Below are 21,545 nucleotides of genomic sequence, written 5' to 3'. Positions count from 1 at the left end.
TTGAAATTCCACCGATCACTATTGCTTCAATTCGGCCGAGGCTTATGAGCCGCGGAGATGTGTGGCTACCGGCGAATGTATCGAGATTAACCCCACGCTTCAATTCGGCCGAGGCTTATGAGCCGCGGAGATGCGATAATCTAGTCCGCGAGCGGCATAAACTTCCGAAGCTTCAATTCGGCCGAGGCTTATGAGCCGCGGAGATGTTTCGGTTTCCCCTTGTGGAATTTGCGTAACTGTCGCGGCTTCAATTCGGCCGAGGCTTATGAGCCGCGGAGATCTCCATACCGACCCAACCAATCGGCAACTTGGATACCGGCTTCAATTCGGCCGAGGCTTATGAGCCGCGGAGATCGCCATTGTTGGAACACGTGCAGTGACAACGGAATGGGGCGCCTTCCGCGAGCGGTTGCGTCTTACGGGGTCGGGAGGCCGGAGCGTTGCGGGCATGGGAGCCTCAAGTCGTTGTCGGGTTTGGAGGTTGCGGCTCGCGAGCGGCTACGAGCCGCAACTCCAATGGAATGTCCTGTGTTGTCAAAGACCTACGGCGCGAAACCGGCTCGGGGCCGAGTTCATCACCAGCGCCCTCGGGGCGCGTCACACGAGTGCGCGGGTCGGGGTCAGGTTCGGAGTTTTGCCCACCAAGATCCTCTGACTTTGGTAAACGGTCGTTACGCCAAAACATCGGAGTGCGTTGGCGTCGAGAGATTGGGATTGGAGCTTCGACAAACTGAGGATCGGGGCCACGCCGTCCGGTGTCAAGCGGGAAGTCCATAACGGCCAGATCCAGTACGTGTTTGCGACCCGATTTCCCCGGAAGCCGCGCGTTCGGACGCGATCTCCACCGTCTGGGAACGATGGGAACAGGGGCCATGCTTCCAGCGCAAGACGGTTCGCTCCCAACATCCCGCCCGTTTCGCGACTCCGAGCGTTCGTTGGCACCAGCCACTGATACGCATGACGGCGGTCTTCACTCGGTTCCCAGTGCAACGACTGATTATTGAGCGAATCGGCATAGTCCCACGGCTCGAATAGTGACCGACGCAGGTGATCCGCCTCGGTTCGGTGCATTACCGAGCGAATGTTACCGATCAGATAATCCCGGCGAACGGTCTGTAACTGGCTCGCTACCGCAGGGTTTGTCTCGCAGAGCAGCGCAGTAAGCCAATCCCGCACCACTCGATCATTGGTAGCGGTTGGCGGGTGGAACGGTCGAATGAGAGACCGACGGGCCGACTCCTCTTGCTCGAGGATCGCGAGCGCGGCAGCCATCGAATGAGTTTCGGGCGTGCGCCTCAGATGATCTGCCAAAAACTGCGCGAACTCGATTGGCGAAGGCGGTCGGGCGCACAGGTTCAGGATGGGAGTGTTCGGCGAATCCGCATTCCCCCAGGACAGCGCAACGCGCCCGAGGAGCCAATCGGGAGACTCGGCTGAGTGCGATAGTTGATCGCAAACCACGAGCGTACCCAGCGCTGCAAGGAATGCGAGCGGGTTGGACCCGTCAAGGCCGGTCAACGGGAGCGGGTGTAACCCGGTTTGTGCCGTGTCTGTCGAAATCGGTACCCACGCTGTATTGGCCGGGGCCGGAGTGACTTCGGCCTCCTGTTCCGCAGCGCTTTGAGTGTGATCGGCGAGGCGAAATACGGCTTCGTGATAGGCCGATCCCCACCAACCGCACTTACGAACCACCCGCCAGAACCGTTCCGGCAACTCCGCGTTCCAAGCACGAATATCCTGGCGACAAGAGATCGACGGAAACGTCTCGCCGAACAGCTCGGGCGTGAATGGCCGATGTGCGTCGATTCCGTCGGTGGTATCGTCCACCGGAGACGCGAACGGGCGCGCGGAGCCGTGGTGCGTCGCAATCAGGTGCAACAGGAGGTCATTGACCTTATCAGCACCGACTTTCTCGGTGACCAACGCGACCGAGAGTAGCTCGTGCCGAGCACCTTTGGGGTATTTGTGAACCTGTCGGGCCTCGTCACGTTCGACCTCGGTGCGCGGGGAACGAGCGGACTTCGCTAACGGGTCACCCACCACGGTTCGCGGCGACGATTGCCGCAGCATCGCTTGGAACCGCGGATCGAGTTTCCCGAGGTCGTGCCACAGCCCGGCCTGCGTAAATAACGTGCGGTCCAAACCGCACTCTTTGGCGAAGCGCTCGGCGTGCCACGCGACCCCGGCAGAGTGATCCTTCAGTGCGACCGCGACACCGCGGAACGACTCGGCCGGTTCGCTGTCGTCCAGGTACGTCGGGTCGAACTGACCCAAGCGCCTCTTACCGGTGATGACGAACCCTCCGAGGGGGTGGCGTTCGATCTCACAACGCCGGAGGTTCTTGGGTTCGGCAAAATGGTCCGCTGCCCGTTTCCGCCAATCCGGTAAGTCGCCATTGGACAGTTCTTTCAGTCGCTCAATAGCCGCGGTGACCGATTCGATTTCTTCGTTCTTGCTGGCGTCCTCGGGAATCACCAAATCCGGCAGCCGTAACAGCGCCTTGTCACGGGAACGTTGAAACGCTTCCTCTGCGTAATCCGTCACGGAACCAAAAGGAAAATCACCCAGCCCTTCAATCCCCGGCGCAGAACACGGAACCACAAACAGGTTGCCGGGGCGGACGAACTCGTCACTCGGAACGGTGAGCACGAGCGTCTGGTCCGAATCACCGCCCTTCCAACGTAGCGCGACCCGTTCGCCCGGTGTCGGCTCCTCTTCGCTCTCGTCCTTTTCCTCGGGTGTTCCGCCTTCCACATCAGCCGTGTCGTCTGTCACGAGTTCGTCAGTCATCCATTTCTTGAACACACCAATCGGTACAGCGACGGCTTCGGACGACGATGGGGGGCACAGCGCGACGATCTCGGCCCACAGGTCCGAGTTATCGCCGAGGTCGGCGCGGAATACGATCTGAACGTCCGGCTGACCCGCTTGCTTCGGGCCGTGCAGGAAAAGCGCCGGATCGGGATCGGGCGTCGGAATTGGGTGCGTCTGCACCCAGCAGTCGAGGTGTGCGGGGAACAGCACCGGCGCGTCTTTAGACGGCGCGTTCAGTTCCGACAGTTTCTCGTCCGGAACGCCGCTGAGCACCTCATTTACTGCCGATACGCCGAAATCGAACGCACCGTCCTTTGCGTTCGCGTTCAGCCAATTCCAGGTGTTCGCGATGGCGTTGTCGTACACCGGATCACGGTCGGTTTCCTTCTCCTCGGGTTCGGTCTGGTCGCTGCGAATCACGATCACTGCTTTCGCATTCGACCGAGCCGCAACACGGTTCAGTCGCCCGAATCGTTGCCGGAGTGCGTCGAGGCTTGCGCACTCGGTCACCAGGGCGTGGAAATCGAAATCGGCACCGCACTCCAGGCACTGCGTCCCAACTACGAATTTCGGCGGCTCACCCGATGCACCCGAAAGGAGTGGTTGCAACCGTTCCGTGAACAGGCGGTCGCGGTCGAGCGGGCGCATTCGTCCGGTGAGAAGCACTGCTTCGGCCCCGAGCCTCTTCGCCAACTCGCGCGCCGTTGCGACGCGGTTCACGATGATCCCGACGCACGCGAACTCGGTCGCGAGTTCCTTTGCTTGCTCCATCAACTTCTCGACGAGCGGCTTTCCCCACTGCCTCCAAGTTTTGCCCTTCGCTTTCTCCGCGACGACGAGGCGGGCGGGCTTGCGCGCGTTGATCCGCGCGCCCAGCACTGGGTGGGCGAGATCTTCGGCAGCGGCGCGTTCGATCTGCGCTTCCGGCAATCCACCTGACGGGGTCGCGGTGATGGACACGAAGCGAAGCGGCGCATCGTTTTTCTCGCCCCACGTGCGATACTGCTCGACCGCCTGCATCGTCTGATCGAACGGTTTCGCGCAGTGAGCCTCATCGAGCAGGATGAGCGAATCGTTGCCCACCAACCCCGCGTGAACCGGCTTCATCGAATCGGACACACCGTACCCGCGGAACAACAACCGCGAGCCGATCTGATCGACCGTCGAGGCGATCACCGTGGGTTGCAGTGGCGACCGTGCCCACGCCGACTCGCGGTACATGCCGCCACGAAGCGCGTACACATCCAGTGGGCGCACTTCATCCTGTTCCTTCTCGCTCAGTTCATGCCACCCCGGTTCGGCAATGGCACGCAGCGCATCCGCGACCTGTTTCAGAATTCCCGACTTGGCTGTGTGAAGTGCCTTCGCCAGTTTCTTTGCGTGCATCCACGCCTGATCGACGACGATCCGCCGGTCCACGACGAAGAAAATGCGGCGAGGTTGGCGGAAGTCTGCCGCCCCGCACGCCAACGCGAACACCGCGATGTCGATACACGTGGTCTTACCCGCAGCCGTTGGTAGCGCAATCGCACGCGGCCAATCGCCGCCACACACACGAGCGGCCAACCGATCCTGCCACGGGAACGGTCCAAAATTCGGATCGTCCTTTTTCCCGTTAGCGGCCTTATAGAACGCCTCAAACTGGTCCGGTGTGGGCGAACTCATGACTGGTCCTCGTGGCTCGGGCGGCAGACACCATAACCCGCGTAACGACCGGCGCCGATCAGCACCGGCCCGCGAACGCGAATGGGGAACTCGATTTGGGCGTGAGTGAGCGGACGCGGCGGGCGCCCGCCGCGCGGCTTGACGTGGAACGCCCGCGAGTGCGGCACACCGCGGACGAGAGGCGCGGAACTGACCCGGACTGCGACCGGTTCCGGGTAGCCGGCGTCCAAACACGCCTTCACAATGACGTCTTCGGTTCCCAGCTCCCGGCGCGGGAACTGCGACAGCATCACCGGTGTAACCGTGGTCCAGATACGCGACGGATTCGTCCAGGTAAACGTCTTGAGTGTGAACTGCCGGCGACCTTCCGGGCGCTCGTCCAACTCAAGGTCGAATTGGCCGATCTCACGGTTCTCCAAATGGGGATTCCGCACCGTCATTGACAGGTACGGCACACCCGCATCGATCTCGTGAGGGTTCTTCCCGTCGTGCGCGCTCAGAAGTCGGAACAGTTCGGCCGTGTGCTCGAAATCGTTCGGCACTGCGATCGCCACGCCGAGTAAGTGGCCGTCAGCGTGGTCGTGACCGACGAACCCGAGTGGCACATAGGCGGGACGCGACAACTTGCTGGGCGATCCGTCGGCCGCGTGCCCGCTCAGCCATTCGGGTGCGTTCTGCACGTTCGGTCCGTGCCGGCGCATCAGTTCGCGCCGGATCGCGTCGGCGATGATGCCGCACGATTCGAGCGCGTACCGCCGGTTGCCGGGCAGTTCGCGAAACACAAATAGCCCCGGATCGAACGGCCCCTCGATCACGTCCGCGTTCGATTCCGTCCGCGGTGGCGCGTACCCCTGCCACAATGACGGCTGCGGGCGCAGGTTCGCATCGAAACGGTTCTTCAGATAAGCCGTGCGCCCGGAGCCGAACACGCGCAGGCGCACCGTGGCACGGTTGTCGTCCGGTTGCAACGAAATCGGCGCATCGTCCGGCAACTGGTCCGCGACCCACATCCGCACGGGTGACGCTGAGTGCCCGAGGTACGTTACCAACCCGCAGACGCGCTCCAGAGCCGGCCGGAGATTCGCGGGAACGTCAACTTCCCATTGGAGGAAGAACGTCGGCGACGCGGGCGCGACAGCGGGGAACTGGCGCGGTTGCCGGTTGCGGCCCAGGGGCAAACTCCCCATTGGACCGAACGGCCCTTTCTTCCCCATCGGGCTACCGTCATCGTTCACCGGAACGTAACTGGTGAACGGCGTGCGCGTCGATACATCCAGTGGCACTGCGATCTCAGGGGCTGGTAGTTTCTCCAGCCATTCGAGGGCGGCGCGCTGGTCCGCGTCCTCGCCGGCCTCGCCCCAAGCCGCGACCAGCGCCATGAACACGCGGTCCGGGTGCGGCGGCCACTCCGGTTCTTCGCGGTTGTCGACGCGCGTGATGATCGCGCGCCCCATCAGGAACTCGACTCCGAGGGCGAACATGGGTCAGCCCTCCGTTCCGGCTTCCGCCGCGGCGAGTTCCATGCTCTTCTTGACGAGCGTAACGAGGTCATCCGAAGGCGTGAGAATGATCTCTTCGAGGTGAATCGGCAACTTCGCCTTCTGCACCGCGGCAAGCGCATCGTTGTAGAGCTTGATCGCGGCAGCCTTATCGAGCACGAACGGCTTGTCGGCGTCGCCGGGCTTGCCGAGCAGGTGCCACGTTACGACGTTCGTTGCCCGGAGAATGCACCGCGAGCGCAGATCGTAGCCCGCTTCAACCGCGAGTGTGGCACCGAGTAGTCCGAGTGCAGCGAGGTACGTTCGTGCTGCGTTGTCGCCTTCGGGCGTGGACTTCTCGCCAGACTTCGCAGGGAACCGCAATCGCCGCAGGGCGGGCAGTGACAGCACGGTGGTTTGCTCCGCGTAGTCGATGGTGAACCCGCCCTTTGCAATCGGCTTTCGCTCATCCCGAATGACGTACTTGTGACCCCGTTCTTGTTCGTTGTCGAATACCACCATCATGACCGGTCGCTCACTATCACCGAGCACAAGGTTCCCGTTCTTATCCTTTCGGTAGACGAGATCAGGCGTTACGTTACCGTGATTTGCTTCCGATGGTTTACCGTCTTTGCCCAGCAGTACAGCCTTCTTGGTTTTAGGGTCTTTCTCAGCCAACTCCGAATCGAGTGTCCAGCCTCCGCCCTTGGCTTTATACAGGGTGCCACTATTCACACGAATATTAAGCGGATCAATGCGGCTACTCGAAGTGACACCAGCTACTGCGTTTACACCGATGATTTCGGACACGAGTGCGCGGGCGAACTTCACACCCAGACCACCGCGCGGGCCAGTGCTGTCCCACATGCCGAAGACGAGGCAGTGTGGTGCATAGTCGAGAAGCGGCGTTGCGTAGCCGGTGGACAGTTTGTCGAGTTCCTTGCCGATCTCCGACTCGCGGAACTTGGCCGGCTTCTTCCCCTCGCCAATGGTGCTATCGCGGAGGATCGCGTCGGCGATGCGGTGCGGCGCCTGAAGCGACGTGATCTTCGGAATGCCGGGATTATCGACCGCGGCAAAGTTGACCGACACGAGCGGCAGTTGAAACAACCCGCCGTCGATCGCATCTTGTAGCGCGAGTTCCATCCGGTTGGCCTGCGACGGTACGGAATCGAGCAACACGCACGGCAATTTCTGGCCGTTGATGTTGCGATCCTCGGTCGCGTACTTGCCTCCCTCGTAAGTGGGCGGGAATACTTTCGGGCTGACGGCTTCCAGTTTCAGCGTGAGTCGGAACGCGGCGGAGCTTCCCGCGACAGCGGCTTTCAGGTCGTCGTAACTCAGGGTTGGGTCAGTGGGCACGGTCTTCCTCCAGAGGTTAAAGGATCATCACCACGTCGTTCTTGTCGTAGGCGTCGGTGGGCCGGCCGATCGCTTCCATGCGCTGCAAGCTCTGCTCCGTGAGCGGGAGGAACAGCACCTGGTCTTCGTTCAAGTTGATAATGTCGTATAGGCGCGAGCGCAGGCGGACGAAGTCGGTTGCGCTCACACGAACCAGGAACACGGACAATTGCTTGCGGTACCCGAAATCCTCGCACGTCCGCGCCACCTTGCGGAGTCGCTTCGGATTCGAGATGTCATAACAGACCAAATAGCTGTCCATCGCGTTCCGTTTGAGAGTGTGACGTTGTGCTCCGCCGCATCGAAGTCTTATTGCTCGAATACCTGTACCCGCGAAACTTCGGCCCCGGGATTTCCGGCACAACCCCACCGGTCACTAACATTGGCTAACATTTTCGGCCCGATGGGGTCGGCGCGGTCGCATTGGGGGTCGGTGGTGGCGTCGAGCACTGGTATTTTCAGTGTTTGGCGCGATTTCGGGCTTTGGCGTTGCGCCGTCTGCGTGGCTGACATTCGCTAACATTGGCTCACTTTTTCTCGCTGTAGCAGTCCGGTCGTTAGGCTTCCCGATCACGCCAACAACGCCCGCGTGCGAATGAAAAGACACCTGGGTTATTATACGCCGAAACACGAAGAATATATACGTAGATTCACTATTAGCGTACCGTGAACCCGGTGTACGTCGGGATGCTCCCGCGGATGAATGACGCGAGCATCCGGGCCTGCACTTCCAGCATCCGCGCGTAGGACATCCGGTAGCCGTACACCGGGTGCGTGATGACCGTCGATTTGCGCTGCTCGTAGGCCGCGAAGAACGCCTTGCGCCCGCTCTCGGTCAGGTTGCACGCATCCCGCCACATGATGAAATCGTCGGGGGTCAGCGTTTCATTATTAATCAGCGTGAGAACGACCGAATCGGCGATCACGGGTCGGAATTCTTCCATGAGGTCCAGGGCAAGCGACGGTTTTCCGTGTCGGCCCTGGTGGAAGAACCCCTTGTACGGGTCGAACCCGACCGTGCAGACGGCCCCGAAGCAGTCCTTTGCGAGCATCGCGTAGGCGAACGACAGGAGCGCGTTCACCGGGTCGCGCGGCGGGCGCCGGTTCCGCGTGGTGAAGTCGAAGCGCTTGCCCGTCGGCGGTTGCTTCAGGAAGCGCCCGAACTCACCGAAGTACAGCGCGGCCCCCTGGCCCTCGATACCGAGCACGGATTCTACCGAGGTCTGGTTGTCAATCACCCCGAGTAGCCCGTAGATGCCGCGTGCGGCCGGCTCGTGACTACCGCGTGCCTCTTCTTCCCCGCGCAGACTGCGCATGAGCAGGGCACGCTGGTTCGAGAGCTTGGCCCGCACCACGGCCTTCGACAGTTCCAGACACGCGGCCGGGTCACTGAACTTACGGAACTGAGCCTCGCGGAGTGACACGTTTTTCGTGGGCGCGGGCGAAAACGTGCCGATGAACCGCCCGTGCCCGGTCACGTAAGACACCGCGATGTCGTTGGTCGCGAGCGTTTCGAGTGCCTGCGTGCTGACCTGCACGTTCCCGCACACCACTACCTGTCGAATCGCGTGCATCGGAACGCGACTCATCTCCTTGCCGTCCTTCTTGACGACAAGGTGCTCGCTGCGCTTGCCGACCGAGCTTCCCGGCTCTTGCAGGTACAGCACCGCGCCGTCATCGGATTGCGGAATGACCCGCCTGAGTTCCGGCGGCGCTTTCGCCTCTTCGATTTCCGCAGGGGCCGGGTGGCCGATCTGATACAGCGTTTCTTCGGGCAGGCACACGGGCGCGAGCGAGCAACCGAAGCACCGGTGACGCAGCTCGGGCGGGAGCGGATCGGGCGGGGCGTCCAGTACGGTCAGTTCGCGACAGCGGGCGATGGCCCCGCGGGTCTGCTCGCGCAATTCGGGCGTGAACTCCAGCGGTACGCGCTCGCGGGTACCTGCATAGAACTGGTAGCCGCGCGGCACCGGTTTGCCGGTCGATTCTTCCATCAAGAGCGCCTGGGCGCACAGTTGCACCGCGTCGTTGTCCCAAACGGTCGGCTTGCCGTCATCGTCGTGCGGCGCCGAGCCGTGTTTGGTTTCCACCGGGTACTGCTCGCCGTTCTTCTCCTCGATCACGTCCAGCACGCCGGTGACGCCCAGCGCCTCGCTCGACAGCGCGATCCCGCGACTGGTGGCGGTCCCGCGATCGGTGCGGGTCTTGTTCTTGAGTTCGGGTGCATCGACGCGGCGGTGGTCGAACAGTCCGCCTTCGACGTGCTCGTTCACGGGCATAACGGCATCGACGTACTGCAGATAGAAGAGCCGGGGGCAGTACGTCACTTGGTTGAGTGCGCGCACCGGGATCGGGTCCGTGGTCGCGGACATGGGCGTAGCTCCGTTCGGTGTGGTGAGGGACGTTAGGCGGAAGGGTCGTCGCGTCGCGGGAGCTTGCTCCGCTTGCGGAGGTTGTGGAGCGTGCGGAGGATGTCGAACTCGGTGCGGTCCGCGGCACTCGCCCGGATCCGGCCGAGGAACTCCCCGCGGAACTGCGGGTCTTCGAGAATGCGGTCCACCGAACACTCGTCCGGTCGGGCCTTCAGCATCTCGGCGTAAGCGGCAACCAGTACCGGTTCCATGACACGCCTCCTGTGTGGTTCTGCAGACTTGTTCCGAAGGGGCAGGGGAAGTTCGACGGCTTTATTTTGTTTTCAGCGCTAAACCACTGCTCCATTTAGTGGCTGCGGACTTACGGCGGAGATGATTACTCTTGCCAAGACTTGGCAAGAGCGATGATGTCTGCAGTAAGCAGACATCATCGCTCTATTGACAGGACACTTCCTCGGCGGTACAGTTGGATATGAAAAAACCGCATCAAGGTGCGCTAACACCTCGATGCGGTTCAGAGAGACCGAATCGGACTCCGGTCAATCGGCGGAGAGCCTTGTAGCCCTCGCACTCCACTATGAAGGTTACCCGAGTGCTTTCCGCCCGTCAAGCAGTCCGGCTTGAGGGCTTCGTATGCCTTTCTGGAACATCAAGTGGTATCGCTTCGATGCGGGTAACTTGCCTGCGGTTGGTGGTGTGTACGGGATTCTCAACAACGCCCGATTGGTGATCTACGTCGGGCGAACAGAGGATCTGAGCCGCCGAATCGGGGAGCACCGCAACGATTACTACCACTGCATGCACCGCCAGTACCCTGTGTCCATCGTGTTTGAAGTCATCACAACCGAAAAGGAGCGGATCATCCGGGAACGAGCGTTGATCGCGGAGTACCACCCGCCTTGCAACAAGACCTGCTAGGCTGTCCCAACTCAGCTCGATGATAGAGCCGAGTTGTCTCCCCAGATCGCGATCTGGGGCCGAATTGAAGCGCAAGGGCGATTACCTCCGCGGTAAGGTGGTTAGCGTATCTCCCCAGATCATGATCTGGGGCCGAATTGAAGCCGAGGACCGTATGGCTACCGCTCAAATCGTTTCCGACCCAAGCATCTTGTTCGGCAAACCCGTGATCGCAGGAACACGGATTAGTGTCGAACTGATCCTTGAGGAACTCGGCGGCGGATTATCGGTCGATGACCTGCTCCGAGAGTACCCGCACCTCACGCGCGAACAGGTTCTCGCGGCCGTGCGGTTCGCGGCCGAGGCGATCCGCAACGACGCGGTGTACCCGTTCGGGAAGGTTCCGGCATGAACCTCGTTGCCGACGAGAGTTTGCTGGGTGCGATCATTGACCGCCTTCGCGCGGACGGACACACCGTTCGCGCGATTCGTGACACGGATGGCGGCGCACCCGATACCGACGTGCTCACCATTGCCGTGAATGAGCACGCGGTTCTTCTCACCCAAGACAAAGATTTCGGCGAACTCGTTTTCCGCAACCGCCTGACGCATACCGGGATCGTATTGATCCGTCTCACGGGTATGTCCGCCGACGACCGAGCACAACTGGTCAGTGAAGTGATCCGAGACCACGCGAACGAACTCTCCACCGCATTCACAGTTGTGAGCAATAACGGTGTTCGGATTCGCCCTGTCTCCTCTCCCTGATGCTTCAATACGTCATCCGCAGCTTCGCCTGGCTCGGGTCGATGCTCACGGGCGCGCGAAGTGCGGGAAGCTGACGACGGCCTGCCCCAGCGCGAGGTTCGGGAGCCGGTCCCACAACCCTTCGTCTACGCCACTCGGTCTCGTCGGCATGTGAGGACGCCCGCGTCGAGGCGGTGGAGGTGTGCTCGCACCAGGGGGCCACGACATGCGTCAGGCGGTGCCACATCTGGGTCAGCCCGCCGTCGGTGATCGGCAACCGCAGATGGCTTGGCGTAGGGCGGGGCGGTTCCGCAGGGCCCGTGGGCACCGCCGACGGGCGCGAGGGGAACCGAGTGCGGTGCTGAGTTGGAGGAGGAAGAAGACGGCGGTGGCCCGGTCGCGCGGCAAGACCGCTTCGGCCTGTTCCGGGGGCAGGGTGCCCGAATGGAACGCCGCGAGGACGGCGGAATCGAGTATCGGGGCCACGGGCATCATGCCCGCGATTCTCGACAACCGACCGAAAAGCAGAAGCCCAGTTCAGGAGGCTGAAGGGACCGGGGAGGAGTTTTTCGTGGCGGTTTCCGATGGCATCGTACCATTGGAGTCGGCCGTGACCGGACTAGTGCAGCGTCACGGTAAAGAATTAGGGTCGGCGTTCGGCGAATTTACAGTGTTCGCCGTGTGAGCCGATCGTGGGCAACTCTAATTCCTTACCGTGACGCTGCACTAGCCCTTTCGCGCAGCTTTGCAAGGCACTTTATTCATTGCGTGAAACGACGTGGGTGCGGTGACAATGGGCTGCGGGGACTCGTGCCCGTTGGTCCGCGCGAAGGTGCGCGAGGAATGGAACATCCCCGATCCCAAGGATCTTCCCGATGACGATTTTCGCAAGATCCGTGACCTCATCGAACAAAAGGTAACGAGCCTTCTCGCGCAACCGACCGGGTGAAACCCGTCCGATCGCCGAGTGCGTAGGTATTCGTGTTTTGCGGCACGTCGCGAGAGCGCCTACCGCACCTTCTCGGCCAGCTCCAGTCGGCGCCGGGCCTGCATGAATACGCTGAGCATCAGGCGCCCGATGTCGTCCCGGCGCTCGGCGTATTTCGCGGACTCGAACGGCGCGCCGTCGAACGCCTTCGGGTCGAGGTACAACACGGGGATACGGGTACCTGCTCCCGTCACCCGCGGGCAGGCCGTTTCCGCCTCGCTGCACACTAAGAGCGCCGCGAACCCGTCCTGCGGGTTGTGCGCGTCGGTGTAGACCTTCGAGAACTCGTTTATCTCCAATCCCTTCCCCCACTGCACTCGATAAATGGGATTCGCGACGCCGCTCTTACCGCGCGGAGCCTCTTTCCCGGTCGGTTCGATCCCGATGCCGATCTCCTTGAGGGTCGCAATCGTCCGCGGGTTGATGGCATCCGGAGTGGTCCCCCCGCTGTAGAAGCGAACGTTGGGGAACCCGTAGTACGCGGCGGCCACGTTCCCCATCGTCGCGCCTAACATGCTGCGCCGGGTGTTCCCCGTGCAGATGACGACGACGCTCAGCGGCTTGTCGGCCCGGTAGTTCTTCACCACCCAATCGACCAGTTCGCCCCCGGACTTCCCGTGGGCCTCTTCGATCATGTCGAACTGCGTCGTGAGCAGTTCCGCGTGTCCCCGGGTCTTTGCGTTCATGTCTTTGCGCGATTGGGGGATTTTGTCACGCAGGAGTTGCTCCATCTTTTCCACCGAGATCGCGGTCCCGTCGCCGGTGAGAGCGCGAAACGTGGCTCGATCGAAAAAATCCTCTGCGGCCTCCCATGACAAATTCGGGGACTTACCCAGGGCCGAAATAAGCGCGGTCTTGAGCCTGCGGTCTTTGCCGGGGTGCAACGCTTCCGGCGCAGCGAACTGGTGCGCGAACGACAGCGCCGTTGCGACGGCGTTACCGGTCTTGGGCGCGGGTTGGGGCTGCTCGTTTTGAGCCGCCGATCGGACTACCGGAAACAGGTGGATCATGACCGCAAGACCGAAGCACGGGCCGAACATGCCGGGGCTCCACGAAAAGTGAACGGCAACGGTGACCCATATTGGACGGACCAGCGCGCGCGTTACAACTGAATTCGGGTCACTCGGCCCCACGACGCGCCGAGCGATCCCCCTTCGCCTCGAGAGAAAATGTCGCGCGGCGATTCGCGTCTGAAGCGATCGAGTTCCAAGGACGAACTCGGCTTTTTGTCGCTTGGGCCGTTCGAGCGGGGCCGGATCGAGCGCTTTAAGTTTAGACCAGAGCGTCACATCGAAGAATTCCGGTGCCCCAGACGGATGGCAACCCAATGTGTCTGATGACTAAACAACATGGCAGCATTCATTTCGACATCCGCGTGCCAGTCGCGATTTCCCGTTGATTCGATAGTTAGGTTCGCTTACTGTATTCGTCACCTCCCAGCTGAGGATTCCTTCCCACTTCCGGAGTTGCTGGCATGAAGGTGTTTCGCCTTGGGGTTGCCGCCGTGCTGCTTGCCGTGAGCAACGCGCGTGCGGCGGACGACAAGCCCGTTCCGGCTACCCCGATCGTCCCACCGAATCCGGCCGAGAAGTTCGAGACCACACACAAGGTCATCGCCTCGATCGACGTCAAGGGCGAGAAGGGGCACACCCTCCAAACGATTTGCCTCGACAGCAAGGGCCGCGTGGTCGGGCTGGTCGCCCCGCCCAAGCCCTACGGCGCGCCCCCGAAGGGCCAAACGGCCGAGATTCACCTGTTCGACGCGGACGGCAAACCGGTGAAGAACTGGAAGGTACCGTTCCACGCGACCGCGGTGAACTGCGGCCCGGACGGGACGATCTACGTCGCCGGCGACAGCAAACTCGCGAAGTTCGACGCCGACGGCAAGCAAGTCGGTGAAACCGTCGAGTTACCGCACCTCGCGGCCATCCTCAAGGACGCCGACGCGCTCAAAAAGAAAGCCGCGGTGCAATTAGAGAAGGAAAAGGAACAGATGGTCCAGGCGTATGCGAACGCCAAGAAGTCCATGACCGAGCAGCTCAAAAAACTTGAAGAGAAGAAGGAAGAGGACCGGACCAAGACCGACGTCCGCCAGATCGAGCAGTTCAAGAGCATCATCAAGCAGTACGACCAGATCGAAACCCAGTACAAGAACCGCACCGTGGAACAGGTCGTCGAGGAGATGACCGGGCGGATGCGGGTCGCCAACGGCATGGCCGTCTCCGAGAAGGACGTGTTCGTGGCGTGCGGTGACGTGGGCTACGGGTACGCGGTGTGGCGCTTCACCAAGGAACTGAAGGAACCGAAGCAGGTGCTCAGCGAGATCGGCGGGTGCTGCGGGCAGATGGACATCCAGTGCCACGGCCCGGACGTGCTGGTCGCGGAAAACACCAAGCACCAGTTCGCCCGCTACGACCGCGACGGGAAGAAGATCGGGTCGTTCGGCAAGCGCGGGGAAGACACCGACCCGAAGTGCTTCGGCGGGTGCTGCAACCCGATGAACATCCGCGCCAACGGCGTGGGCGACATCTACACGGCCGAAAGCGAGGGCGTCATCAAGCGCTTCGGGCCGAGCGGCGAATTCATCGAGACGGCCGGCGTGGTCAAGCTCACCGGCGGGTGCAAGAACGTCGCGGTGGCCGTTTCCGAGGACGGTAAGAAATTGTTCTTCTGCGACCTGCCGGGTTCCAAGTTCCACATTCTCGAAAAGAAGGCGAAGTAACTTCGCCCGTTCCCCGCGCGTCACCCCGACGCGCGGGGTTCTTTTATTTCCCACCGACACCCCTCTTGAGGGCGAACCGATGGCCGAGAACCTGAACCGCCGCGAGGCGCTCGCCGCGGCCGCGCTTTCACTGGCCGCGTTCCCGGTCCCGGCGGTCGATAAGCCGGGAGAAAAGCCCGCCGAGAAACCGGTGGTGATCCCCGAGAACGCGCTGGTCGTGCTCGTGATGGACCCGCTGTCCGCCCAACTGTCGTGCCCGTGCGTGAACGGGTACGGACAGCGCGATTACGACAAGCTCGGCAAGTTCCTGGCGGACAAGATCGGGCGCGCGGTTGCCGTGGTTTACGGCGAGAGTCTGGCCGGGGGGCTGAAGAAGTCCTCGGGCAAGGCGCACCTCGTCATCGGCAAGGACTCGGTCGTGCGCACCACCGCGCCCGGCAACAAGCTCGCGGTCACGTACCTCGCGGCTCTCACGGGCAAGGACGGGAAGACTACCCAGACCGGGCTCGTGTGCGTTGCCGCGATCGACAAAGCGGTTACACCAGTCGATCTGAAGGAACACACGATCTACTTCGGCAACCCCGCGGCCGAGGAGAAGAGTGCGGCGGCGGTGAAGGCACTAAAAGATTTCGGGCTCGAAGTTCCCGCCAAGCTCGACACGTGCGCGACCTGCTCCGAGGGCGCGACCAAGGTCGTTGAGGAGACGAAGGCGGGTAAGAAGGTCGCGGCCGTGATCTCGTCCTACGCGCACCCACTTCTGGAAGGGTGCGGGACCATCAAGAAGGGCGAGCTGCGGGTGATCGCCGAAACGGACCCGGTGCCGTTCATCGCCGCGTTCGCGACGGACAGCCTGGCCCCCGCCGACCGTGGCGCGGTGAAGGCCGCGCTGTTGGGAGTCGGAAAGAACAAGGATCTCTGCACGGCCATCGAGACGAAGGACGGGTTCATCGAGCCGGCTAAAAAAAAGTAACCGGTAACCCGGACTGGACCCAGTGGCGCGGGCCGAACCGTGACGGTCGGCTCGCGTGGCTTCCCGCCAAGTTCCCCGCCAAGTCTGAACCCGTTTGGGAAACCGTTCTTACCGCCCCCGGATTGGGGGGCGTCGCGGCCACATCCGGATACGTTTTGGTTTCCGATCGCGAACTCAACGACACCGTGGACGTGTTCCGCTGCCTTAAAGCCGCTGACGGCAAGGAAGCGTGGGCACACCGTACCCCGGCAATCGGGAACCTGGATTACGGCAATTCTCCGCGTGCCACACCCCTCATTTACAACGATCGCGCGTACCTCCTGGGTGCGTTCGGTGACCTCGCGTGCGTCGAGATGGGGACGGGCAAATCGGTCTGGGCGCTCAACGTGCGCGACGAGTTCGACGCGGCCGACGAGCGCAAGTGGGGCGTGTGCGATTCGCCGCTCATCGCCGATGGCAAACTGATCGTCGCCCCCGGGGGGAAGGACGCGGCCCTCGTCGCGCTCGATCCCAAAACCGGCAAGCCCGTGTGGAAGGCACCCGGGAAGCCCACGGGCTACGGCTCGTTCATCGCCGCAAAGCTCGGCGGGGTGCTCCAGATCGTCGGCCACGACGCCGAGACGCTCGGGGGGTGGGACGCGAAGACCGGCACGCGCCTGTGGACCGTGAAACCGGAGCGCCGCGGGGACTTCAACGTGCCCACGCCCATCGTGGTCGGCGACAGGCTGTTCGTGACGACCGAGAACAACGGGGCGCGGCTGTTCACGTTCAAAACGGGCGGGGCGATCGACCCGAAGCCCGTCGCAACGAGCAAGAAGCTCGCGCCGGACACGCACACGCCGGTCGTCGCGGGCTCCCGCGTATTCGGTGTGTGGAACCGGCTGTACTGCTTGAACCTCACGGACGGGCTCAAGGAGCTTTACGACGAGAGCACCACGGCGTTCTCCGGGTACTGCGCGGCAGTGGCGACCGACTCGCGTGTGCTCGTGGTGCCGCGCTCGGGTGAACTGATCCTGCTCGACGCAACGGCCGACGAGTACACGGAACTCGGTCGCTTGGCCGCGTTCGGAAAGGACGAGAAAGGCGTGTACGCGCACCCGGCGTTCGTCGGCACTCGCGTATACATTCGCGGGAACAGTTCGGTCCGGTGCCTGGAGTTGGGTTGAAGTTCGCAACCGTGGGGACGTCCCCGCGTCGCGGATTTGCGGCTGAACCTGTACCGTTTCGAGTTTCTGCCGGGTTTGCCGGCGGCCCTTGCTTCGCGAGTTTACGTCGAGAAGCGAGTCGGAGCAGTTGTTCCCGTTTCTTCAGGCCGACGGGTGTTCCGCTCTCGATCGAACAGCTCGCGCTTTAAGCGCCCGAGGCGCGGACGGTAATATACCATCGACCTATCGCGCATAGTGGCACTCTCGCGCCACGAATCGTGTTCGGTTCCGCAACAGAGAAAGCGCACCCGGTTCACTCGCTAAGGAGATCGCAATGAACTCGCGTAATCTGCTCCTCGCTTCGGGGGCGCTACTCGCCCTTGCTCCGCTCGTGAACGGCGACGACTGGCCCCAGTGGATGGGACCGAAGCGCGACAACGTGTGGCGCGAAACCGGGATCATCGAGAAGTTCCCGGCGGGCGGGCCGAAAGTCCTGTGGCGCGCGCCCGTCGCGGCCGGGTACAGCGGCCCGGCGGTCGCGGGCGGGAAGGTGTACGTCACCGATCGGGTGCTCGCGAAGGGCGTCGAGAACCCCGCCGATCCGTTCGACACGAAACAAAAGGTGAACAGCACCGAGCGCGTGCTGTGTCTGGACGAGAAGACCGGCAAGGAACTGTGGAAGCACGAGTACCCGTGCGCCTACCAGATCAGCTACCCCGCCGGCCCGCGCTGTACGCCCCTGGTGAGCGACGGCAAGGTCTACACGCTCGGCGCGATGGGCGACCTCTACTGCCTGGACGCCGCTTCCGGCAAGGAACTGTGGAAGTGCGACTTCAAGGCCGCGTACAAGTCCAAGCCCGCAATCTGGGGGTTCGCCGCGCACCCGATCCTCGACGGCAAGAAGCTCATCACGCTGGTGGGCGGTGAGGGCGCCCACGTGGTCGCGTTCGACAAGGACACGGGCAAGGAACTGTGGAAGGCCGGGGACGACAAGGAGATCGGGTACGCCCCGCCGCTGTTCACCGAAGCCGCCGGGGTGCGGCAGATGATCGTCGCGGCGCCGAAATCCGTGTACGCGGTCGATCCGGAGACGGGCAAACAACTATGGACCACGCCGTACAAGGCGACCAGCACGTCCATCATCATGACGCCCGTGCGGAGCGGGGACCACGTGTTCGTTGGCGGCTACCAGACCAAGAACCTGATGCTCAAGTTGACCGCGGACAAGCCGGGCGTGGAAGTGGTGTTCAAGGACAAGAAGGGCGCCGGGCTGTCGCCCGTGAACGTTCAGCCGTTCGTGCAGGACGGCGTCGTCTACGGGCACGACGAGGGTGGCGCGCTCAGGGCCGTCGAGGTGCCCAGCGGGAAGCGCCTCTGGGACTCCCCCGGCCCGCTCGCCAGCGACCCCAAGGGCTCCGACACGTCTTTTATCGTTAAGAACGGGGATCGCTTCTTCTTCTTCAACGAGAGCGGCGAGTTGGTGATCGGGAAGCTCACGCCGAAAGAGTACGAAGAGGTGGACCGCGCGAAAGTGATCGAGCAGACCGGCGCCGCGTTCGGGCGCAAGGTCGTGTGGTGCGCCCCGGCCTTCGCGGATAAGAAGATGTTCGTCCGCAACGACAAGGAGATCATCTGCGTCGATCTGGCGGCAAAGTAGTCACAAGCCCCAAGTGACTGCATCTGGCGCTGGGTAGTCACCTGCTCAGCGCCTCGCAAACTGAACCTGATGAGCTGAGTTACGGTGGGGCAGCACATCCTCGATATTCGTGGCCACAGCTAAAGTGCCATTGTGTGCGGATCAGCGCGGTAACTCAGCCGCTAAAATCTCGGGCGTGTGGGTCACAATCCCTCAGCGGACCGGAAGTCGGCCCTGCTCGCCGCGGTTCGGCGAGCTTCGTACTGACTCCTGAAGTGTGTGTGTTCAGGTCATCGAGTGCAGATCGCAGATACACGAGGTTTCCCGCCCGGCACGCTCACCCAAACAACACACCTCGAACGCGATTCGCTGCTCTTTCACGCCACGGATCGCTGCACGTGCCGCGTTGAACTCTGAACGGGCCTTCTGCACGGCTTCCGGGTCGAATTCTCCAGGGGTGACCCCATGCTTCCACTGTGCGTATCGCGAGCGCTCGCCGCCGAGTGCGAAGAGCTGCGAGAACCGCTGCCCGCTTCTGGTTCCGGGTGATCTGCTTCATGCCGTGGTACCGGTTGAGGGGCCAGAACATGAGCCTCGCCCGGATCTCGTACCCGCCGCGCTCCGTTTCAATGATCTCGATGTCTCCTTGTCCCGCCGTTCCTTCGCCGGCAGTATTCGCTCCTCGAACCTCACACAGCCCTCCCCAGCACCCGGTTGATCTCGTTCTCCAGTTGCGCGCGGCTGAACGGCTTTGGCAAGTGGCTTTTCGCACCGAGGTTGAGGAACTGCGCTGCCTCCCCACGTGCGGCCAGCAGAAACAACCAGATGTACGCCGATCACTTGGCCGGAAAACAGCCGCACCAAACGGATTTCAGGCCGGAGTTGCCAAAGAGCTCCGGAGGGGCAAATGGCCCGGCAAATGGTCATCCGGCGTTCGACGAGATCCCGTTCTAAAGCCATCAGCTAGTCAACTGACCGGAGGGTCTCGGCCCCTCCGACAAACCAAAGGAGCGCAGGTCGCAATATTCAACTTGCCCAACGGAGTCTTCCTGACGGCGAGGGTCATTTCTTCACTTCAGCGGCACGCTCCGCAATTCCCAATACTGGCGCACCGCCAAGAAATTGGTCCGATGAAGCCCAGTGTTCCACGACCATCCGATGTCCGATCTTGGTCCACCGCTCGATCCGGTCATCATCGAATGCGAGCACCACAACGCCGTTCATTGCGTCGCGAACTTTTCCCGGGGAGCGCCGCTTCGGTTCGGCGACATTCGCCGTGCCCCCCTTGACGAGGTCACACGTTTCCACGACCCCATTTGCAAATTCGACAGTCCATTGCCCAACCCAGGCGTCATCGACCGGTTGCGCGCCTCGATCCTGCGCAACAATGGCTGCTGCGCCCCCACAGAACGGACTTACTTTCTGTTTGGCTGTAGCAAATGCCAACAGGGTTTTCACTTCGGGCAGATGGTTGTCGCGGCCGCCGGCGAACATGTCGCCGAAAAGTTCGATCCGGCCAGTCGGGTACGGGTCGTTTTCTCCGACGTCTTTTGGCTTTTCGTTGGCCGGATGAATCGTCACCGTCTCAAAGCCCCCCGCGCCAGCGCAACTGCCGACGAGAACGGCCTTGCCGGTCCCAGCAGCTTTCTGCCATTTCGGGGCCTCTTTGTCGCTTCCGCGGCCGAATTGGACGTAGCCATCGATCGGCTTACTGAACTCGGTAAGCTGTAAGGTCGGGTTCTTGGCACGGGTAAAACTGCCCCAGATTCTGATCATCGAAATCGACGACTGGTCTTGAGTCGTTTCGACCCGATCGACGACGACGTACATCACCGGGCGTCCGCCCGCGAAAGCCGTTGCCGCACCAAACGCCGCGAGAACTAAGGGGGCCAACAGGAATTTCTTCATGAGCCGATCTCCTTTTGATTTCTGTCGCCTCGCGATCTCGCAACGTTAGAGGATCGCCGATGGGCACCGTGAATGGTAGCGGCGAGTCAACAACCAGAAGAATTGTTTATTATTTCCCTCATCACCTTTATTGTTACATTCGAGTCACGCGGCGTCGAACAGGCTCGGTTGCGTCCACATCGGCACGGCGTCCTCGACCGGGGTGAGCAGATCGGCCCCGCTCGCGCTCGCCCGGTTCACGCGATCACTTACGGGCCAGGATTCCATGCGCGAGGCCGGGCACGGTACGAGTAACGGGAGCAAGTTGGCGGGCCGCGTTTCTTTCGGATCGAGCCACGCCGCGAAGTGCTCTTCGGGCAGGATCGCGGCCATGCGCTCGTGGAGCGGCTTCACCAACTCGTTGGCCGGTACCGTGAGCACCGCGACCGTATCGACCGGTCTCGCGGGTCCGTCCCACCGGTCCCAGATGCCCGCATAGGCGAGTGTTCCGCCGTCGGCTCTGCGGAAGAAGTACGGGCGCGTCTTTTTGCCCGCGGTCTTCCACTCGAAGAATCCGGTTGCGGGAATCAGGCACCGGTGGAACCAGAACGGGTCGCGGAACGCGAGCTTCTCGGACGCGGTTTCGGGTCGGGTTATGGAGGTAGTAAGACGCGCGCACATGGTGCCACTCACGTGAGGTGGGGTGAGCGTACCGCGCCCCCGTTCGTGTTCCGATGTCGGTGAGCGTTGAGTGCCCGACGAACAGATTCGGACGGGCGCGTTTCTCGGAATCGAACCACATCGGTAAAACAATCCGGGACCA

17 protein-coding genes, 1 pseudogene and 1 CRISPR repeat array (1 of these 19 running past the window's edge) are annotated in these 21,545 nt (G+C 62.2%); of the genes and pseudogenes, 9 read left to right on the top strand and 9 right to left on the bottom strand.

Going from position 1 to position 21,545, the window contains the following annotated elements:
* Nucleotides 1–354: a CRISPR direct-repeat array (repeat unit 36 nt; unit sequence GCTTCAATTCGGCCGAGGCTTATGAGCCGCGGAGAT) (it extends 7,777 nt beyond the left edge of the window).
* A gap of 243 nt (nucleotides 355–597) precedes the next feature.
* The 6 genes from cas3g to J8F10_RS16870 form a co-directional block, all read right to left on the bottom strand.
* A complete protein-coding gene (gene cas3g, locus J8F10_RS16895) occupies nucleotides 598–4,479 on the bottom strand; it encodes a type I-G CRISPR-associated helicase/endonuclease Cas3g (RefSeq protein WP_210655554.1) in 3,882 nt (1,293 codons plus the stop codon).
* Nucleotides 4,476–5,960, bottom strand: a complete 1,485-nt coding sequence (gene csb2 / locus J8F10_RS16890; RefSeq protein WP_210655552.1) for a type I-G CRISPR-associated protein Csb2 — start codon at nucleotides 5,958–5,960, stop codon at nucleotides 4,476–4,478. The genes cas3g and csb2 overlap by 4 nt, the downstream gene beginning before the upstream one ends.
* A gap of 3 nt (nucleotides 5,961–5,963) precedes the next feature.
* Entirely contained in the window at nucleotides 5,964–7,319 is a 1,356-nt protein-coding gene (gene cas7g, locus J8F10_RS16885; protein WP_210655550.1) for a type I-G CRISPR-associated RAMP protein Csb1/Cas7g, read from the bottom strand.
* A gap of 16 nt (nucleotides 7,320–7,335) precedes the next feature.
* Nucleotides 7,336–7,620: a CRISPR-associated endonuclease Cas2 gene (cas2, locus tag J8F10_RS16880; protein WP_210655548.1), complete on the bottom strand. Its 285-nt coding sequence runs from the start codon at nucleotides 7,618–7,620 to the stop codon at nucleotides 7,336–7,338.
* A gap of 394 nt (nucleotides 7,621–8,014) precedes the next feature.
* On the bottom strand, nucleotides 8,015–9,730 hold the full coding sequence (cas4g/cas1g, locus tag J8F10_RS16875; protein ID WP_210655546.1) for a CRISPR-associated endonuclease Cas4g/Cas1g: 1,716 nt from the start codon (nucleotides 9,728–9,730) through the stop codon (nucleotides 8,015–8,017).
* A 32-nt stretch (nucleotides 9,731–9,762) separates the two neighbouring features.
* Entirely contained in the window at nucleotides 9,763–9,981 is a 219-nt protein-coding gene (locus tag J8F10_RS16870) for a hypothetical protein (protein WP_210655544.1), read from the bottom strand.
* A gap of 382 nt (nucleotides 9,982–10,363) precedes the next feature.
* Between J8F10_RS16870 and J8F10_RS16865 the strand changes: the two genes are divergently transcribed.
* The 4 genes from J8F10_RS16865 to J8F10_RS16850 all read left to right on the top strand — a co-directional run bounded on the left by J8F10_RS16865 (nucleotide 10,364) and on the right by J8F10_RS16850 (nucleotide 12,323).
* On the top strand, nucleotides 10,364–10,648 hold the full coding sequence (locus J8F10_RS16865; protein ID WP_210655542.1) for a GIY-YIG nuclease family protein: 285 nt from the start codon (nucleotides 10,364–10,366) through the stop codon (nucleotides 10,646–10,648).
* A 154-nt stretch (nucleotides 10,649–10,802) separates the two neighbouring features.
* The gene (locus J8F10_RS16860; protein WP_210655540.1) at nucleotides 10,803–11,039 is read left to right on the top strand and encodes a DUF433 domain-containing protein; all 237 of its coding nucleotides are present in this window, start codon (nucleotides 10,803–10,805) and stop codon (nucleotides 11,037–11,039) included.
* The gene (locus J8F10_RS16855) at nucleotides 11,036–11,395 is read left to right on the top strand and encodes a DUF5615 family PIN-like protein (RefSeq protein WP_210655538.1); all 360 of its coding nucleotides are present in this window, start codon (nucleotides 11,036–11,038) and stop codon (nucleotides 11,393–11,395) included. The genes J8F10_RS16860 and J8F10_RS16855 overlap by 4 nt, the downstream gene beginning before the upstream one ends.
* Before the next feature lie 757 nt (nucleotides 11,396–12,152).
* The gene (locus tag J8F10_RS16850; protein ID WP_210655537.1) at nucleotides 12,153–12,323 is read left to right on the top strand and encodes a hypothetical protein; all 171 of its coding nucleotides are present in this window, start codon (nucleotides 12,153–12,155) and stop codon (nucleotides 12,321–12,323) included.
* Between the two features lie 59 nt (nucleotides 12,324–12,382).
* Here the strand turns inward: J8F10_RS16850 and J8F10_RS16845 are convergent, their stop codons facing one another.
* Nucleotides 12,383–13,402, bottom strand: a complete 1,020-nt coding sequence (locus J8F10_RS16845; protein WP_210655535.1) for a hypothetical protein — start codon at nucleotides 13,400–13,402, stop codon at nucleotides 12,383–12,385.
* A gap of 434 nt (nucleotides 13,403–13,836) precedes the next feature.
* Here J8F10_RS16845 and J8F10_RS16840 point away from each other — a divergent pair, with 434 nt between their 5' ends.
* From J8F10_RS16840 to J8F10_RS16825, 5 genes and pseudogenes are all read left to right on the top strand, one after another.
* Nucleotides 13,837–15,084 carry a hypothetical protein gene (locus J8F10_RS16840; protein ID WP_210655533.1) on the top strand — a complete coding sequence of 416 codons (1,248 nt, stop codon included), beginning with the start codon at nucleotides 13,837–13,839 and terminating at the stop codon, nucleotides 15,082–15,084.
* A gap of 79 nt (nucleotides 15,085–15,163) precedes the next feature.
* Nucleotides 15,164–16,054: a PhnD/SsuA/transferrin family substrate-binding protein gene (locus J8F10_RS16835; protein WP_210655531.1), complete on the top strand. Its 891-nt coding sequence runs from the start codon at nucleotides 15,164–15,166 to the stop codon at nucleotides 16,052–16,054.
* A gap of 98 nt (nucleotides 16,055–16,152) precedes the next feature.
* Nucleotides 16,153–16,437: pseudogene (locus J8F10_RS40350) on the top strand (hypothetical protein); the annotation flags it as partial.
* A gap of 3 nt (nucleotides 16,438–16,440) precedes the next feature.
* The gene (locus tag J8F10_RS16830; protein ID WP_315854235.1) at nucleotides 16,441–17,220 is read left to right on the top strand and encodes an outer membrane protein assembly factor BamB family protein; all 780 of its coding nucleotides are present in this window, start codon (nucleotides 16,441–16,443) and stop codon (nucleotides 17,218–17,220) included.
* Between the two features lie 313 nt (nucleotides 17,221–17,533).
* Nucleotides 17,534–18,856 carry a PQQ-binding-like beta-propeller repeat protein gene (locus J8F10_RS16825; protein WP_210655527.1) on the top strand — a complete coding sequence of 441 codons (1,323 nt, stop codon included), beginning with the start codon at nucleotides 17,534–17,536 and terminating at the stop codon, nucleotides 18,854–18,856.
* Nucleotides 18,857–19,897: 1,041 nt separating this feature from the next.
* Here the strand turns inward: J8F10_RS16825 and J8F10_RS16820 are convergent.
* Together J8F10_RS16820 and J8F10_RS16815 are read right to left on the bottom strand one after the other, a co-directional pair.
* A complete protein-coding gene (locus J8F10_RS16820; protein WP_210655526.1) occupies nucleotides 19,898–20,743 on the bottom strand; it encodes a hypothetical protein in 846 nt (281 codons plus the stop codon).
* 144 nt (nucleotides 20,744–20,887) lie between these two features.
* Complete coding sequence (locus J8F10_RS16815; protein ID WP_210655523.1) at nucleotides 20,888–21,403, bottom strand: SOS response-associated peptidase; 516 nt, start codon at nucleotides 21,401–21,403, stop codon at nucleotides 20,888–20,890.
* Nucleotides 21,404–21,545: the final 142 nt, after the last annotated feature.

This window comes from Gemmata palustris (genome assembly GCF_017939745.1).
Taxonomy (GTDB): domain Bacteria; phylum Planctomycetota; class Planctomycetia; order Gemmatales; family Gemmataceae; genus Gemmata; species Gemmata palustris.
The sequence above is the reverse complement of the archived record's forward strand: the minus strand, read 5'-3'. Positions and strand labels throughout refer to the sequence as shown.

Excerpts from the sequence above, each read along its gene's own strand:
- cas3g (WP_210655554.1), bottom strand. The coding sequence starts at position 4,479 with ATGAGTTCGCCCACACCGGACCAGTTTGAGGCGTTCTATAAGGCCGCT.
- csb2 (WP_210655552.1), bottom strand. The coding sequence starts at position 5,960 with ATGTTCGCCCTCGGAGTCGAGTTCCTGATGGGGCGCGCGATCATCACG.
- cas2 (WP_210655548.1), bottom strand. The coding sequence starts at position 7,620 with ATGGACAGCTATTTGGTCTGTTATGACATCTCGAATCCGAAGCGACTC.
- cas4g/cas1g (WP_210655546.1), bottom strand. The coding sequence starts at position 9,730 with ATGTCCGCGACCACGGACCCGATCCCGGTGCGCGCACTCAACCAAGTG.
- J8F10_RS16870 (WP_210655544.1), bottom strand. The coding sequence starts at position 9,981 with ATGGAACCGGTACTGGTTGCCGCTTACGCCGAGATGCTGAAGGCCCGA.
- J8F10_RS16865 (WP_210655542.1), top strand. The coding sequence starts at position 10,364 with ATGCCTTTCTGGAACATCAAGTGGTATCGCTTCGATGCGGGTAACTTG.
- J8F10_RS16860 (WP_210655540.1), top strand. The coding sequence starts at position 10,803 with ATGGCTACCGCTCAAATCGTTTCCGACCCAAGCATCTTGTTCGGCAAA.
- J8F10_RS16855 (WP_210655538.1), top strand. The coding sequence starts at position 11,036 with ATGAACCTCGTTGCCGACGAGAGTTTGCTGGGTGCGATCATTGACCGC.
- J8F10_RS16845 (WP_210655535.1), bottom strand. The coding sequence starts at position 13,402 with ATGTTCGGCCCGTGCTTCGGTCTTGCGGTCATGATCCACCTGTTTCCG.
- J8F10_RS16840 (WP_210655533.1), top strand. The coding sequence starts at position 13,837 with ATGAAGGTGTTTCGCCTTGGGGTTGCCGCCGTGCTGCTTGCCGTGAGC.
- J8F10_RS16835 (WP_210655531.1), top strand. The coding sequence starts at position 15,164 with ATGGCCGAGAACCTGAACCGCCGCGAGGCGCTCGCCGCGGCCGCGCTT.
- J8F10_RS16825 (WP_210655527.1), top strand. The coding sequence starts at position 17,534 with ATGAACTCGCGTAATCTGCTCCTCGCTTCGGGGGCGCTACTCGCCCTT.
- J8F10_RS16820 (WP_210655526.1), bottom strand. The coding sequence starts at position 20,743 with ATGAAGAAATTCCTGTTGGCCCCCTTAGTTCTCGCGGCGTTTGGTGCG.
- J8F10_RS16815 (WP_210655523.1), bottom strand. The coding sequence starts at position 21,403 with ATGTGCGCGCGTCTTACTACCTCCATAACCCGACCCGAAACCGCGTCC.